Origin of the sequence: Halobacillus rhizosphaerae, assembly GCF_046719735.1 — a bacterium.
In the GTDB taxonomy this organism is placed as follows: Bacteria; Bacillota; Bacilli; order Bacillales; family Halobacillaceae; genus Halobacillus_B; species Halobacillus_B rhizosphaerae.
The window spans coordinates 1-15,918 of sequence record NZ_JAUTWQ010000013.1 but is presented as its reverse complement, the minus strand read 5'-3'; the positions used below and the strand labels follow the sequence as shown (position 1 = coordinate 15,918).

14 protein-coding genes are annotated in these 15,918 nt (G+C 41.2%); 7 read left to right on the top strand and 7 right to left on the bottom strand.

From position 1 onward, the window contains the following. Positions 1-120: 120 nt before the first annotated feature. Positions 121-2,070, top strand: a complete 1,950-nt coding sequence (locus tag Q7A53_RS14510) for an aconitate hydratase (protein WP_411789899.1) — start codon at positions 121-123, stop codon at positions 2,068-2,070. 117 nt (positions 2,071-2,187) lie between these two features. Here Q7A53_RS14510 and Q7A53_RS14505 read toward each other — a convergent pair whose 3' ends face one another. From Q7A53_RS14505 to Q7A53_RS14490, 4 genes are all read right to left on the bottom strand, one after another. After that, entirely contained in the window at positions 2,188-3,141 is a 954-nt protein-coding gene (locus tag Q7A53_RS14505; protein WP_411789898.1) for a ring-cleaving dioxygenase, read from the bottom strand. A gap of 104 nt (positions 3,142-3,245) precedes the next feature. Then, positions 3,246-3,947: a YqjF family protein gene (locus tag Q7A53_RS14500; RefSeq protein WP_411789897.1), complete on the bottom strand. Its 702-nt coding sequence runs from the start codon at positions 3,945-3,947 to the stop codon at positions 3,246-3,248. Positions 3,948-4,038: 91 nt separating this feature from the next. Then, positions 4,039-4,194, bottom strand: a complete 156-nt coding sequence (gene sda / locus Q7A53_RS14495) for a sporulation histidine kinase inhibitor Sda (RefSeq protein ID WP_411789896.1) — start codon at positions 4,192-4,194, stop codon at positions 4,039-4,041. An 11-nt stretch (positions 4,195-4,205) separates the two neighbouring features. After that, positions 4,206-4,733, bottom strand: a complete 528-nt coding sequence (locus Q7A53_RS14490) for a helix-turn-helix domain-containing protein (RefSeq protein ID WP_411789895.1) — start codon at positions 4,731-4,733, stop codon at positions 4,206-4,208. Between the two features lie 322 nt (positions 4,734-5,055). Between Q7A53_RS14490 and Q7A53_RS14485 the strand changes: the two genes are divergently transcribed. Next, positions 5,056-5,667, top strand: coding sequence for a trimeric intracellular cation channel family protein (locus Q7A53_RS14485; protein WP_411789894.1), 612 nt, complete (start codon positions 5,056-5,058; stop codon positions 5,665-5,667). 110 nt (positions 5,668-5,777) lie between these two features. Here Q7A53_RS14485 and cysK read toward each other — a convergent pair whose 3' ends face one another. After that, positions 5,778-6,707 (bottom strand): cysteine synthase A, encoded by a 930-nt coding sequence (gene cysK / locus Q7A53_RS14480; protein ID WP_411789893.1) that lies wholly within the window; start codon positions 6,705-6,707, stop codon positions 5,778-5,780. A gap of 318 nt (positions 6,708-7,025) precedes the next feature. Here cysK and helD point away from each other — a divergent pair, with 318 nt between their 5' ends. Continuing rightward, entirely contained in the window at positions 7,026-9,362 is a 2,337-nt protein-coding gene (helD, locus tag Q7A53_RS14475; protein ID WP_411789892.1) for an RNA polymerase recycling motor HelD, read from the top strand. A gap of 164 nt (positions 9,363-9,526) precedes the next feature. On the opposite strand, the gene Q7A53_RS14470 is transcribed toward helD, so the two are convergent. Beyond that, positions 9,527-10,156, bottom strand: coding sequence for a YpmS family protein (locus Q7A53_RS14470; RefSeq protein ID WP_411789891.1), 630 nt, complete (start codon positions 10,154-10,156; stop codon positions 9,527-9,529). 15 nt (positions 10,157-10,171) lie between these two features. Next, positions 10,172-11,095 carry an SGNH/GDSL hydrolase family protein gene (locus Q7A53_RS14465; RefSeq protein WP_411789890.1) on the bottom strand — a complete coding sequence of 308 codons (924 nt, stop codon included), beginning with the start codon at positions 11,093-11,095 and terminating at the stop codon, positions 10,172-10,174. A 180-nt stretch (positions 11,096-11,275) separates the two neighbouring features. On the opposite strand from Q7A53_RS14465, the gene Q7A53_RS14460 reads away from it, so the two are divergent. The 4 genes from Q7A53_RS14460 to Q7A53_RS14445 all read left to right on the top strand — a co-directional run bounded on the left by Q7A53_RS14460 (position 11,276) and on the right by Q7A53_RS14445 (position 15,811). After that, positions 11,276-13,558, top strand: a complete 2,283-nt coding sequence (locus Q7A53_RS14460; RefSeq protein ID WP_411789889.1) for an ATP-dependent DNA helicase — start codon at positions 11,276-11,278, stop codon at positions 13,556-13,558. A gap of 142 nt (positions 13,559-13,700) precedes the next feature. Further along, positions 13,701-14,432 carry an SDR family NAD(P)-dependent oxidoreductase gene (locus Q7A53_RS14455; RefSeq protein ID WP_411789888.1) on the top strand — a complete coding sequence of 244 codons (732 nt, stop codon included), beginning with the start codon at positions 13,701-13,703 and terminating at the stop codon, positions 14,430-14,432. Then, positions 14,425-15,450 (top strand): S-adenosylmethionine:tRNA ribosyltransferase-isomerase, encoded by a 1,026-nt coding sequence (locus Q7A53_RS14450; RefSeq protein ID WP_411789887.1) that lies wholly within the window; start codon positions 14,425-14,427, stop codon positions 15,448-15,450. The genes Q7A53_RS14455 and Q7A53_RS14450 overlap by 8 nt, the downstream gene beginning before the upstream one ends. A gap of 1 nt (position 15,451) precedes the next feature. Further along, the gene (locus Q7A53_RS14445; protein ID WP_411789886.1) at positions 15,452-15,811 is read left to right on the top strand and encodes a VOC family protein; all 360 of its coding nucleotides are present in this window, start codon (positions 15,452-15,454) and stop codon (positions 15,809-15,811) included. Positions 15,812-15,918: the final 107 nt, after the last annotated feature.

Below are 15,918 nucleotides of genomic sequence, written 5' to 3'. Positions count from 1 at the left end.
TAAGGAATTGTAAGAGTAAATAACCAGAATTAAGGGTATAAAAAGTGTAGCGTTAATAATAAGAGGAGGCAATTACGTACTGGCAGTAATTGTAACAATAGGTGAGAAGGAGGAGTTCGTGTGAGTTATAATGTTGCACAAAAGTTAATCAAAGATCACTTAGTAAAAGGTGAAATGAAACCTGGAGCAGAGATTGGTCTGAAGATTGATCAGACTCTTACTCAGGATGCTACAGGTACAATGGTTATGCTGGAACTGGAAGCTATGGGTATTGAACAAGCGAAGACGGAAGCTTCTGCTCAGTATGTCGACCATAATTTAATACAAGAGGATAGTAAAAACCCGGATGATCACTTGTTTCTTGAAAGTGCTGCGAAGCGTTTCGGTCTTCATTTCAGCCGCCCGGGTAATGGTGTAAGTCACCCTGTCCATATGCAAAGATTGGCTGCGCCAGGAAAAACACTGCTTGGATCAGATAGTCATACGTGTGCAAATGGCTGTATGGGGATGCTTGCGATCGGTGCCGGCGGTATTGATGTAGCTATGGCAATTGCTGGAGAACCTTTCTATGTGAAAATGCCTAAGATCTGGGGTGTGAAGGTTACCGGAGAATTCCCAGATTGGGTTAGTGCGAAGGATGCAATCTTAGAGATGCTGAAACGGCATGGCGTGAAGGGCGGAGTTAATCATATTTTTGAATATTATGGCCCTGGTCTTAAAAATCTGACCGCAATGGACCGCCACGTTATTGCTAACATGGGAGCTGAACTTGGTGCCACGGGTACTGTTTTCCCTTCGGATGAAGAGACGAAGCGTTTTCTAAAGCTCCAGGGAAGAGAAGAAGATTGGATTGAATTGAAAGCTGACGATGGAGCGGAATATGATGTACATGACGAATTAAATCTCTCTGAGCTTGAACCTATGATTGCCAAACCATCCAGTCCAGGAAACGTGGTACCAGTGAAAGAAATAGCCGGAGAGTCGATCTATCAATCCTATATAGGTTCTTCTGCAAATCCGGGTTTCAGAGACTTTGCTATTGCTTCTAAAATTGTGGAAGGCCGCCACATAGCAGATGGAGTTTCTTTTGATTTAAATCCCACTTCACGGCAGATGTTAATTGATCTCTCTCAGCAAGGACATATCGCTAACTTTCTTCAAGCTGGCGCCAGACTTCACCAGGCAGGATGTAACGGATGTATCGGTATGGGCCAAGCGCCGGCAACGGGAAGGAACAGTCTGCGTACCACTCCTCGGAACTTTCCAGGGCGTTCAGGTACGAAAGAAGACAGTGTGTTTTTATGCAGTCCCGAAACGGCAGCCATATCTGCCTTACATGGAAAAATAACTGATCCACGTGATGCCGGGTTTAGTTATCCGGAAGTGCAAGAATTGGACCAGCCTACTATCGATACACAGCTTCTTGACGTTCCATTGCCATATGAAGAGGCAAAAGATGTTGAACTTGTTAAAGGACCGAATGTGGCATCCATTCCTGAAATGGATGAATTGCCAAATGATATGGAACTCCCGGTTTTATTAAAAATGGGAGACGACATATCGACCGATGAAATCTTGGCAGGCGGTGCAAGAGTGCTTCCTTACCGAAGTAACTTGCCGGAGATTAGTAAATTTACGTTCGAAATCGTCGATGACACTTACTATGACCGTGCCATGGATGTGCGTGATGATGGCGGGCACGTTGTTGTTGGAGGTACGAACTATGGACAAGGATCCAGTCGTGAGCACGCAGCTCTTGCGCCGCGTTTCCTTGGATTAAAAGTAGCGATAGTGAAAGACTTTGCCAGAATACATTGGCAGAACCTCGCTAACTTTGGTGTTCTTCCTCTCACTTTTGTGAACGAATCTGACTGGGAAGAGCTTGAACAAGGTGATGTGCTCGTCTTTAAAGGATTAAGAGATAAAATCCATGATGGATATGAAGTAGAAGCTGAAATTAAAGGGAAAGACAAGACGATAAAACTCGAGCATGCTTTGTCTAAACGACAAATTGAAATCATGCAAATGGGTGGTTTAATTAACTGGGTGAAAAACAGACTAGAAAAATAAACAATAAAAACAAGCGCCTGACATAAGTGTCTGGCGCTTGTTTTCTGATTATAAAGATCGTATTTAACTGACCAGGGCATGGTGTCTGTTTTCGGCGATTGTAAAGGTGATCCCCAGCTATTCTTTTGAAGATTGCAATGGCTTTAACTGTGCCTCAATATGAGTACGGTCCTTCTCTAAGAACGGAGGAAGAGCTAAATTCTTTCCAAGTTCATCGAATTCTTCGTCTGCTGTGAATCCAGGTCCATCGGTAGCAAGCTCAAATAATATATGGTTGGGTTCGCGGAAATAGAGCGACTTAAAGTAGTAGCGATCAACGATTCCCGAATTTGGCATGCCTGAGTCTTCAATCCGGTTTTTCCAAAATTCTAGTTCAGTTTCATCTGCTACACGAAAAGCGACGTGGTGAACGCTTCCTCTGCCTGGACGTTCGCGTTTGGCTTCAGAATCTTCGATCAGCGCTACTTGTGCTCCGCTGCCGCCTTTACCTGTTTCAAATAGTTTGAAATGATCCACTTCACTTATTTCTTTAAAACTAAGTATTTCGGTTAAAACCTTTTTAGTGGAAGTTATATCTGCAACTGTCAAAAATACTGGACCTAGACCGATAATACCGAACTCTGCCGGGATAGTACGTTGTGACCAAGGAATTCCAGGCTCGACCCCCTGATTATATTCGTCAGATATAAGCATCAGACGCTGGCCTTCAGGATCTCTGAAACTCAATGTCGCTTTCCCAATTAATTCTACAATGGGATCATGGTCCACATGGTGCTCAGTGAATCGGTCTTTCCAGAAATGCAAAGCGGCATCATCTTTTACCCTTAAAGAGGTAGTGGAGATGCTTTGATTTCCAGGATAAGTGTGTCCAGCACCCGGGATTTCAAAGAATGTAAAGTCAGTTCCTGGGCTTCCCTGTGCATCGGCATAGAACAGGTGATACATAGAAGGGGAGTCCTGGTTTACTGTTTTTTTTACTAAACGCATCCCCATTACTGATGTGTAAAAATCATAGTTCTTTTGTGCATTAGCTGTTATGGCAGAAACATGGTGAATTCCTTTTAGATTCATTTATTAGCCTCCTTGAAAATAAATTATGGAATAATAATAAATATCTCGAATTAAAGATAAATGATACAAATTCTTTTGCTTGAAGTCAACTGACAAGCTCTAACTTACATCATCCGTTCTAATGGATAGATAGAAGCGGTTATGTTACGGGAGTAATGGATTAACGGCTGAACACGAGCATTAAAAGAAGGCATGAAATCAAAGAGACTATTTGTCTGGATGGTCCCTGACGCTTCGTTAAGTTCCCAAGGTTTGTGGCGGATGCTTCCTTTGTAGATTGCATTATTCCGGCAAATAAACAGATTTCGCCGTTCGGTCAGCCAATGAGACAATGTTCCTTTTTGGTTAGTAATCATTGGAAATTGCGGCGTTAATTCAGCATGAAACTGGGCAGGCGGAGAATCCTTATGAATTCGTCTGCTCGTAAAATGAATCGATTGGCTATTTTTATTAACCCTTATAATAGAAAGTAGGTAGGGGAGAGTGAAAAATTTTCGCGCCACCAGGACGGCAGGTAAATGATTCGCATCTAACGAAAAAAAATAGACCCCATGTTCTTCTTTGTATCTAACGTAAGTTCTGACGTTTATTTCCACGAATGGACGTAATAGTGGGAGGGAAGGCAGTCCTCGTGGCTGGATTCTGCTTATTCGAAAGGGAACAAGAGAAATCCAAGCAGATTGATGATATAAATCAAGTTTTAATCCTTCAGGGAGCACTGGAGAGAGGCATTGTTCAGGGATCGGCCAATGCAGGAAAAATAGGTCGCTCCATTCTTGCTGCATCACCCATGAATGATGTTTCATTTCAATTCCTTCTTTTTTAATGGTTTTCCCAATAAGCAGTAAACCATGCAATTGTAAGAAGGAATTTTTGCATAAAAAAAGCCGGAACTAATTATTCCGCCTTTTCTAACGAGTGGTTTTGTCCGCAGTTGCGCCGATCAATTTCCTGGACGATTAATTCTATGAATTCATCATCCAGTTTCAGTTCAACTGCACGTTTATGAGTCAGCAGAAGTAACCGGTTGGATAATTCCTCAATGATGACCAATTGATCCCCTCCTAATGTAAAAGTTGAGTAGACGCTGTTGCGGCTCCAATTATCTCTTTATTCTCGTTAAATAAAGGCTGTCCAAAAACTTCATAATAGATCAGACCTTCAGATAGCGGAAAGGAAATACGTTCTCGTACGGTCTGACCTGTATCAATAACCGTCTGCTTTAAATTCATCAGGGCAATTACCCCATCATTTACATCTAGTTCATCGTCTCGTTTACCGAGAACTTGATTAATATCAAAGTCTGGATGAGGGTTAAACATCCAGGTATATCTAAGATTTACATCACAATGAGCAACCACTATAGGTGAATTGGCTAAGGCAAGTTCAAAGGGCTCGCTTAAGATTTCCGAAAAAAAGAAAGACGGATTAATTAAAAGGACTGAAGCGATTTGACAAGCAACAGCCATACTTGGGTTTCTAGTACCGCTTTCTATTTGTGCGTAATAGGCACGATCAATATGAGCGGCTTTAGATACCTGTTGTTGTGTTAACTGCTTTTCTTTTCTAAGTTGAATTAACCAATTTCTCATCTTGTTCACACCCATTTTTTTAAAATCTTATATAATAAATTCTACCTAGTTAATTTAAATTCCTTGTGGCAGATTGCAACAAATTAGTCCGTCAATTGGATTTATAAGAAAAAAATAGAAGGAACAAAAGGTCATTGATAGGGAAATCGTGAAAAATTTATTTGTTTCTTCCATCAACTAAGTCCTAGGATTTGATTTTAACAAAGAAAATGCTTTTTTCCTAATTGCGGACTGAGTTATTTGTTATCATGGGGCTAGTCCGTTTACAAAAATAAAGACTATAAGCCTAACTTACTATAACAGAAAAAAGGGGGGCGGGTATATGTCTTGGGAAATATTAAATGTTGCTGCTGTAGCAGCCTTTGCATTTAGTGGTGCAATAGTCGCGCTTAATGAACGGTATGATATATTTGGCACATTTATCCTTGGAATTGCGACACCCTTTGCAGGTGGGATTGGCCGTAATATAGCGCTTGGGGTACCGGTGATTCACGTATGGGAGCAAGGGTATTTATTATATGTGGCTATTGGAACGATTGCCGTGGTTTATTTCTTTCCGAAGAGCTGGGTTATGGCCTGGGATCGATGGAATATTTATTTGGATGCTATTGGTCTGTCCGCTTTCGCCTTGCAAGGAGCTGCGTTTGCAATCGATCAGGATTTCCCTTTAGGGGGAGTATTATTTTCAGCGGTCTTAACCGGTGTTGGCGGAGGAGTGGCGAGAGATGTGCTTGCACAGAGACGGCCGATGGTTTTACATCAGGAAATCTATGCGGTCTGGGCCATGGCAGCGGGCTTAGTCATTGGGGTTGGAATTATTAGTATAGAGAGTGTTTTTCAAACTTATGTATTGTTCTTAAGTATCATCGTTTTGCGAGTGTTGTCTTACCACTTAGGCTGGCACTTAAGATTCCGGGATTTATATCGATTATGAAATAAGCAGTTAAAAAGAATTTTACAATAGATAACCCGAACTCATAGGATTAATGGTTCGGGTTATCGCTACTTATAAAAGTAGATTTTATTTACTATCCTTTCTTCTTATTAATAGCGGAAAAGATCCCCGGAAAGGTAACGTTCTCCGGTATCAGGAGCAATCACTACAATAATTTCGCCCGGGTTTTTCTTTTTCGCCACTTCTATTGCTGCCCAGCATGCTGCCCCGCCTGAAGTGCCTAAGAGGAGGCCTTCTTCCCGGGCAAGCCTTCGGGTGATTTCATAAGCATTCTCATCTGTTACTTTAAAGATTTCGTCATAGATTTCCTGATTTAAAATATCAGGTATAAATCCTGGACTCGTACCGACTAATTTATGCTTGCCGGGATTACCTCCAGAGAGTACAGGAGATCCGGATGGTTCAGCAACATGGATAGTTAAGTCCTTAAATTGTTTCTTTAGTTCTTCACCTGTACCGGTAATTGTACCGCCTGTTCCTGCCGTTGAAACAAAGGCGGAAAGCGGTGATCCCAGCTCGTCCATTGCTTCAATAATTTCTTGTGCCGTGGTATGCCGGTGGGCATCGGGGTTTGCCGTATTTTCAAACTGCATAGGCATGAACCCGCCCTCAATTTCTTCAGCAAGCTCTTTCGCTTTGGAAATCGCTCCTGGCATTTTTTCCTCTCCAGGAGTTAACACAATTTCTGCGCCGTAAGCTTTTAATAAATTTATTCGCTCTTGTGTCATGGTATCCGGCATTACTAAAATAGATTTATACCCACGTGCAGCGGCGTTCATGGCAATGCCGATACCTGTATTTCCACTGGTTGGTTCAATAATTGTTGACCCTTGCTTCAAGCGGCCTTCTTTTTCTGCCTGTATGATCATATTATAAGCGGCACGATCCTTAACGCTTCCGCTGGGATTGAAGCTCTCAAGCTTCAAATAAATATCTGCTCCGCCCTCAGGAGCTAACCGGTTCAATTTTACTAGTGGTGTTTCGCCGATTAAATCAGCAATATTATTTACAACCCTCATGACCTCACTCCCTTTAAATTGATGTGTTTTTGATTTTAACACAGCCACCCATATCATTTCATGACTAGCGATTGATTAACAGGCGCAGGAGCTGGATGGATGAAACAATAGCGGAGGCGCCCGTTAGCCCCGACAAGCAGCCTGTTTAATTTTAGACAATAAAAAAAAGACACAGCGGTGTCTTAGAGAATTGTACAGTTTAATTAATTGTGATAAGATTAAAAATGGTACACTTAGTAAATTAATATAAAAATATCCAATTTAATTTTATCGTAGTTACTTTAGATTGTCAACTATAAACAATAGGGAGATGGTGTGATGGATCCCAAAGATAAAGATTGGAAACAGGAACAAGACCGTGTAGGGAGAGTAAAAGAGGTCATTACTGCAAAACAAGAGAAGTTTGAAGGAAGCACCTCTAATCTTAAAGAAGACATCATCGATCTCAGAAAGAAATTTTGGGATGATGTGACGGTGAATATTGATGAACCTGATGATGTTATTGAGACTTACGCTAGTATTAAGCAGCAGGCAGAACTTTTATCAGAGAGAGAAAGAAGTCATGGACAATATTTTAAAAGCGCGAAATTATTAGAGAGAATGCAGTCTTCCCCGTATTTTGGCCGCTTTGACTTTGCGGAGGAGGACAGCAGTACAGAATCGTTCTATATAGGCATTGCCTCTTTAATGGATGAAAAAGAGGAGGAGTTTCTGGTTTATGACTGGAGAGCTCCTGTTTCCAGTCTTTACTATGACTATTCTCCAGGACCTGTGCAATACCAGACCCCTGAGGATAATATTGAAGGAGAAATGACTTTAAAAAGGCAGTATATCATTCAGAACGGAGTCATTCAGGGGATGTTTAATACGGGGATAACGATAGGAGACACTTTGCTGCAGAAAGTCCTTGGCGGCCAGGCCACTTCTCAGATGAAAAGTATCGTAGCTACGATTCAGAAAGAGCAGAATTCGATTATCAGAAATGAAAACAGTAGACTGCTCATTGTACAGGGAGTGGCTGGAAGCGGGAAAACCTCCGTAGCAATGCAGAGGATTGCCTACTTGCTTTATCAGCATAGAAAACAGATTACAGCAGACCAGATTCTGCTATTCTCCCCAAACCAAATGTTTTCAAGCTATGTCGCATCCGTTCTCCCTGAATTAGGAGAAGAAAACATGCAGCAGTCCACGTATTATGAATATGTGCAAAAACGACTAGACCAGGAATACACACTGGAATCCCCATTTCAGCAAGTAGAAGAAGCATTAACTTCCAGACGGAAAGATGCCTCTCATTTATTTGAAGAGATGGTTCGCTTTAAGTCCAGTATAGAGTTCAAACAGCTGTTGGATGAGTATATTGACTCACTGGCAAAAGAAGGATTTATCTTTCGGAATATCAAATTCCGTAAAAAAATCAAGATTACAGCTAAAGAAATTTATAATTATTTTTATCAGCTTAATGACCAAATGTCGATTCCTAACCGCCTTGAACTCGTTAAAGAGTGGATTCTTAAAAAACTGAAAGATATTGAGTCAGAAGAAATAGAAAAAGATTGGCCTGAAGAAGCCGCGGCCCTTCTTGATAAAGATGATTATATGAGTGCGTATCAAAAACTTGAACAAAAACAGAATTTGCATGAAGAAACCTTTAATGATTCTATTCAAGAAGAACAGTTTCTGAGAAGTCTGGTGGTAAAAAGGAAGCTTGCCCCGCTTCGTAAACAAGTAAAGCAGTTTCGGTTTATGAATATAAGAAAAATGTATAAGCAGTTATTTGATCAGAACCCTGCTTCTCTCAAGCTTCCAGAGCACTGGGCATTCTTTGCTGAGAAGACACTTGAGAATCTTGCTGCTTATTACTTGCCGGTGGAAGATCAGACAGCTTACTTATACTTAACGGATCGCCTAGAAGGGAAAAAAATGAATACAGACATCCGTTATGTTTTCATAGATGAAGCCCAGGACTATTCGGCTTTCCAATATTCCTATATTAAAGAAATGTTCCCTTCTGCGCATTTCACATTACTAGGTGATGTTCATCAATCTATTTTCAATCATAACGAAGAATATTCCACCGTTTTAGCTGAAGGGTGGCACCAGGGTCAAGCTGTGAAACAAGAATTATTAAGAAGCTATCGTTCTACTGAACCAATCGTTGAGTTTACAAAGATGCTGCTGGAGGATGGAAAGAAAATCGAGGCGTTTAACAGAGATGGAGAATGTCCACAAATTTATCATTCTGATTCTGCAGATGCCCAGTTGGATATGATTGAGAAGGTGGCTCGCCACCGATTGAGCCAAGGGTTTGAAACGGTAGCCATCCTCTGTCAAACGATTGACGAATGTCGAGCGGTTCATAGTTATCTTAAGGAAGATTTGCATGCAGGGCTGATATACAAAGAAACCCAGCCTTTTCAGACGGGGTTAGTGATTCTTCCCGTATATTTAGCCAAAGGGATAGAGTTCGAAAGTGTTTTAGTTTATAATGCTTCTTCTGATATCTATTATAAAAATGAAGATCGTTTAATGCTTTATACGGCTTGTACAAGAGCTATGCACGTATTAGATGTGTTTTACCAAAATGAACCCAGTCCATTTATTGAAAGGGTGCCAGAAAATAAATACGAAAAGAAAACAGCTGTCCAATTGTAGACAGCTGTTTTCTTATTGTAATTAAATCTAGTTAACTTTTGGCAGAGTGGAGCTACACCCACCTTCAGGTCCTGGCGCTGTGAGTTCAGCCTCTATAGGTTCTAGGTCTTTACAGCTGGTACGTATAAGTAAGGGTATGGGCAGGCCGTTCGGTTTTAATTAGATTACTTTTGAACAAGCTTTTCCGCAAAGTTAAATGAATTTTTCGGTACAGAAATGCGGAAGGCAAGCTGGTTGGAATTTAAATTAAAGCGCTCCACTCTGACGTTAAAGTTGCTGGCTGTATCCATCTTTGTAACCGCCACATAGATGTTTTCCTCTTTAGGGTTCACTATGACCCAGTCGGGGAAATTGTAGTTATCCTCAAGAAACTCCATTACTTTTTTGTTAGGCAAAGGAAGTTTGCCGAGCGATATACTTTTCTGCTCCAGAATAATGTCCCCATTTTTTTGGACAACCGGGTTTAATTCAAGTTTGATCGGAAGGACTTGGTCAAATGCTTTAATGTTGCCGACTAGGGTTACATTTCGATCCAGAGAAATTGAATAATCGAACACCGTTTGTGTAGATAATTCACTTAAATATTCATTAGCAAGCTGTTCGAGATTTTCTTTCGTGGATACGATCGTAAACTCTGCGTCAGAGCTTTCTTTTTCCTTATCTACATTTACAATGGTATAAGAAGTAGGAAAGAAAATGAGAGCAAGCAGCCAAAGAATAATTCCAACATTAATAATCGCCAAAATCCAAAAGGAGCTTTTCCACTTATTATTTAAAAACAGTCGTTTAAACATAATCTACCACCTGCACTATTGCTGGATTTCTGGCTTGATGTACTCTAATACTCTTTCGGCTATTTTTTTATAGCCTCTTTCATTGGGGTGAAAGTGATCTTCCTGCCACAATAATTCATCTTCGGAACCTGAAAAAATGTCTTTGACGGGGATGAATGTCGTATGGTCGTAATTATTCAGGACCTCTTTACTGATACGGTTCCAGTCACTCATAATTTGACTGAGCTCTGGAATGCTTTTGAAATAGGAGTCAAATGGATTGTAAAGACCAATTAAGTAAATAGGAACGTCAGGATTTAGAACGCGGATGCGCTGCATGATTTGGTTAAGCCGGTCTTGGTAACCTCCCTCAGCATTAACAAACTCCTGGTAATGGAGGTCGGGAAAGTTTCCTTTAATCACTTTCATAACATCGTTTGCTCCAATTGTAATGAGCACAATATCCGCCTGTTTCAGCGAGCTTGTAATTTCTTTACTTTTCATCCGTTCTAAGAGCTGATCCGTACGGTTTCCACGCTTTCCATAATTGGAGATCGTAATATCTTCCTCTTTCTCGTTACTATTAATCGATTCTTCGAGGATCCCAACATAACCCCCGTGATTTGTCGCATCCCCTACACCCTGAGTCAAAGAATCTCCCATTGCTACAATGTGCAAGTCGTTTTTGACAAAAAGATTCTTTGCACTTTCAATGACACCTGTGAACACTTCTTTAATGCCTTCTCCAAGAGTTCCTTCATCATTATTCTTAGCTTCTTCTTGCTGTTTTTCTTTTGGCTGATTGTTCTCTTTTTCTTTTGGTTTTGGTTTTTCTTGAACAGAAGAGTTTGGTTGATCTTGCTGGCTGGTATCCTTATTATGGTTGACAAGAGCAATGGTAATGCTTGTAATAAAAAAGATACTGATAATAGCTGTTAAGATCCAGATTATTTTTTTCATTATGATCACACCTGTGGTCCAGAAGTAGGTAAACTTAATATATACTATGAAGAACGTACCTATATTGTAATAAAAGGTCTTCCTTTAATTATAACATCTTACCATTCCCCATACACATTCGTCAGCATTAAAAAAAACATGGGGGCAAAGGCACGGCTCTTTTGGAAAGAGGTGGAACTTTTGGAAAAACAAATGAGTATTTCCGTTCGAGAACTTGCGGAATATGTCTTCCGCACAGGGAGTATAGACAATCGCTTCAGATCAAACTCTACATTAACGGAAGGGACAGCCATTCACCAGGCAGTTCAAAAGGAGTACAAAGAAGGTGAAGAGAAAGAGGTGAGTCTGGAATATGTGTATTCCACTGAAGAAATCTCCCTCAAAATCCATGGTCGCTGCGATGGTATTTTATCCTCTGCTGAAGGGGTGGTCATCGATGAAATTAAATCGACGGCGAGAGATCTGGAAGAGATTACGGAGGAAAGTTATCCAGTATATTGGGCACAGGCAAAAGGATATGCGTTTATTTATCTAATGAATCATGAAGAAGAATCCATCGGTGTCCAGCTTACTTATGTGCAAAAACAGAGCCGTGAAAAAAAACGATTTTATCATAAATTTTCAAAAGAAAACTTACAGGAATTCATGGAACATGCAGTGAAAGAATACACCTCCTATGCGAGAATCCTGCTGCATATCCGTGAGCAGAAGTCTAATTCAATTCCAGATCTTTCTTTTCCTTTCCCGGATTATCGAAAGGGACAGCGCAAGCTTGCAGGAAGTGTCTATCGTACGATTGAAGAAAAGCGGAATCTATACGCACAAGCCCCAACAGGTATAGGGAAAACGATTTCCACCTTATTCCCAGCCATTAAAGCTATGGTTGACCGCGAACAGGATAGGATCTTCTATTTAACTGCTAAGACGGTTACCAGGGCCACTGCAGAGGAAGCACTTAAGCGGATGGAAAATCACGGCCTTATTCTAAGATCCGTGACTTTAACCGCCAAGGACAAAATATGTTTTCAGGAAGAAACGATCTGTCAGCCGGATTACTGTCCCTTCGCTGATGGCTACTACGACCGGATTAACGGAGCTATTGTAGATGTTTTATTAAATGAAACCCAATTAACCCGTCCTGTTATTGAGGAATATGCAAAAAAACACAGGGTATGTCCATTTGAGTTTTCCCTCGATCTTACTGATGTGGTGGATGTTATTATTGGAGACTACAATTATATTTTTGACCCGCGAGTTTCATTGAAAAGATTGCTGCCGGAGCAAAAGAAAAATACGGTTCTGCTCATTGATGAATCTCATAACTTGGTAGAGCGGGCACGTGAAATGTTTTCTGCAAGTCTGTCCCAGCAAGCCTATAAACAAGTGGAACAAGAGTGGGTTGCCTTGAATGAAACATTAGCTCAAGCAGCGAAGGCAATCAGAAAAGATCTGGATGCTTTAAGCGAACGGAATGCTAGAGAACTCGAGTTTGCGGTGGAAAGTATCCCTGGCGAGCTAGAGGAGAATTTGGAGCGGTTTATCGATAAGGCAGACCAAGAACTCAAAAATGAAACAGAAGAAGAGAGATCAGAGCAGCTTCTCGATACATACTTCGCTGCTCAGAATTTTATTAAAATCCTTCAATTAGCTGATGAGCACTATATAAATATCTGCACCAACAGCCATGAGGATTTCACAGTGAAATTGTACTGTCTCGATCCTTCTCATGTTCTTCATCAAACAACTAAAGCTTTTCGGTCAAGCGTGTTCTTCTCGGCAACTCTTTCTCCTTTCGCTTACTACAAGGACATGCTGGGTGGAAAGAAAGAGGATTATATTTTAAGACTTCCCTCCCCTTACGAGTCTGAACAAATTGATGTGGTGGTCGCGCCAATATCGACTCGCTTTAAAAATAGAGAGCGAACGGCGGACAAACTTGTAGAACTGCTCCGTACTCAAGTGGAGGAAAATCCGGGGAACCATTTGTTCTTCTTTCCTTCCTATCATTACATGAATATGATTTATGAGCGTTTCAGCCAATCTTCTTCAATGGAAACAGCTGCTCAGGAACAAGGTATGGATGAATGGCGACGCGAAGATTTTCTTGCGCAATTTGTAGAAGGTGGACAGCTTGCTGGCTTTGCAGTACTTGGGGGTGTTTTTTCAGAAGGAGTAGATCTGCGCGGCGATCGTTTAAATGGGGTCGCTGTGGTAGGGATTGGCCTGGCTCCGAGGAGTTTCGAAAAAGAATTAATTAAGAACTATTTTTCGAATATTGGAAAGAATGGTTACGACTATGCGTATGTGTACCCGGGAATGAATAAAGTCCTTCAGGCAGGAGGGCGGTTAATCCGCTCAGAGGAAGATCAAGGGACCATTCAATTAATTGATGATCGATTTTTGACACCTAAATACTTGAACCTTTTCCCGGATGATTGGGGGAATTATCGAATATTAAGCTAAAATATTTCCCGGGTAATAAAATACGACAAATGTTGTAGAATCTCTCAGCCAATTTGGTTAAATGAAAATACACTGTTTTGGTCATGTTTTCACTCTTCTGCCTTTTTATAATGGGGATAACAAGAAAAAGGGAGAGATAAATATGAACCAAACGATTATGATTACAGGTGCCTCCAAAGGACTTGGAAAGGCATTGGCGCTGGGATTTGCAAAGAAAGGTAATCGCTTAGCCATTTGTGCACGAGGTCAAGAAGAGTTGTTCAAAGTAAAGGAACAGATCGAAGCTGAAGGGGCAGCTGTCATTGCGATTCAAGCCGACGCAGTCAAGTCTGAAGACGTCGACCGCTTTGTTTCAGTTGTCGAAGAACAGTGGGGAGCGATAGATGTGCTGATCAACAATGCTTCCATTTTTGGACCCGGACCAGAATATTTACTCGATTACGATGTGAAAAGGTTTGAAGAAGTGCTGCGGGTCAATGTCATGAATCCATTTATTGTGACCAAAAGGGTTCTGCCAGGCATGCTTACTAGAAAAACTGGCTCAATCATTAATATAACCTCTGAAGCAGGCCATACAGGCTTTGCAGAGTGGGGAGCTTACGGGATATCTAAATTTGCCGTGGAAGGAATGACTCAGACATGGGCGGATGAAGCCGCTGATTACAACGTGAGGATAAATATGGTGGACCCTGGAGAGATGGATACAGAAATGCATGACATTGCAGTGCCCGACTGTGATTATACTTTAGCGAAACCAGAGGAACGGCTGGAAGTTTTTTATTACCTTGCTTCTGAGGCTTCCGAATATAGGACAGGGGAAAGGTTTGAAGCGGCATCATTTAGTGGTGTGGAAGCAGGTGAAGAACATGAGTAAGGCAGCTATGAAGTTTCATGTTCCTGAACATTTGCATGCTTCAAGTCCTGCGGAACACAACGGCAGCTCAAGGAATGATGTGCGTATGATGGTGCTGGACCGTTTAACTGGGGAATATAAGCACGATCGGTTTCCTGAGATAAGCTCCTATTTGAGAAAAGGCGATGTACTCGTGTTTAACCAGTCAAGAACAATTCCTGCTCGTTTAACTGCATTTTATAAGCAAAAGAAAATTGAAGTAAGGCTGGCCAGAAAGATTAAAGAAACGGTTTGGGAAGTATTAATAGTGGGCGCCTCTTTATCAAGGGGAGATCGGGTGCAGTTTGCTGACAGCCATGAGGCACAGATTGTAGGAACCGGCAGTGAAACTCCCTTAGTACAGCTCTCCTTCGAGCTAAAGGGGTTGGCTTTCTGGGAATTTGTTTTTAAATATGGAACACCGATTTACTATGAGTATATTCAGGAACCATGGCCATTAGCGGATTATCAGACGGTGTATAGCTGCTCTCCAGGTTCTGTGGAGATGACCTCCGCTGGTCGGGCTTTTACTTGGAAACAGTTAGCTGAACTTGAAAAAAAAGGAGTGGAAACAGCCTTCTTAACTCTCCATACTTCTTTAAGCTACTATTCAAATAACCAATGGCCGAATCCGTCTTACCATCCAGAAGCCTATGTGATCCCGGAAAAGACAAAATTTCTTGTGCAGCAAGCCAAAAGGGAAGGAAGAAGAATTATAGCCGTGGGAACTACTGTCGTCAGAGCGTTAGAATCGGCAGCGGATGTAACGGGAGAGCTAAAGAATCTTAAAGATCTTTCCTATCTTTACGTAGATGAAAAACATTCATTATCCGTTGTTGATGGACTTTTGACCGGTTTTCATGAACCTGAAGCAAGCCATCTTGATTTATTGAAAGCATTTATAAATGAAGAACAGTTAATGACTGCTTATCAAAGTGCAATTTCCATGGGATATAAATGGCATGAGTTTGGGGACGTAAACCTTATCCTGGAGCAATGAAATGGAGCTCCTCAGATGGCATCATTTTGGAATAGAAGTAAGCAGTCTTCCTCGATCTAAATACTTTTATAAGCATTTTTTTAATTGTGAGATAGAGACGGAGCTTCATGATAAAGGTGAGGATGCCGTCTTTATGAAAAATGGTGAAGTAAGAATTGAATTGGTTTCACCAGCAGGTGGGAGTGCAGGAAATACTGGGAGTCATTTGGCCATAGAGGTTACGGCACTGGCAGTATGGGTGAAGAATCTGAAGAGTAAAGGGTTAGAACCTGTTGAAGGACCCTTGCGTATTAAGAATTACTGTACCGTTTTCTATCAAGGACCGGACGAGGAGTTAATAGAAGTAATTGAAGTAAGTTGAATGGATGAAAGATGTGTAACATTAGGAGCTTAATTCGATATCAAGTCTTCCAAAAACGTGCAGGATTGTGTAAGACTCGAATTCGAGACATTTGTTGAGATTGTAGG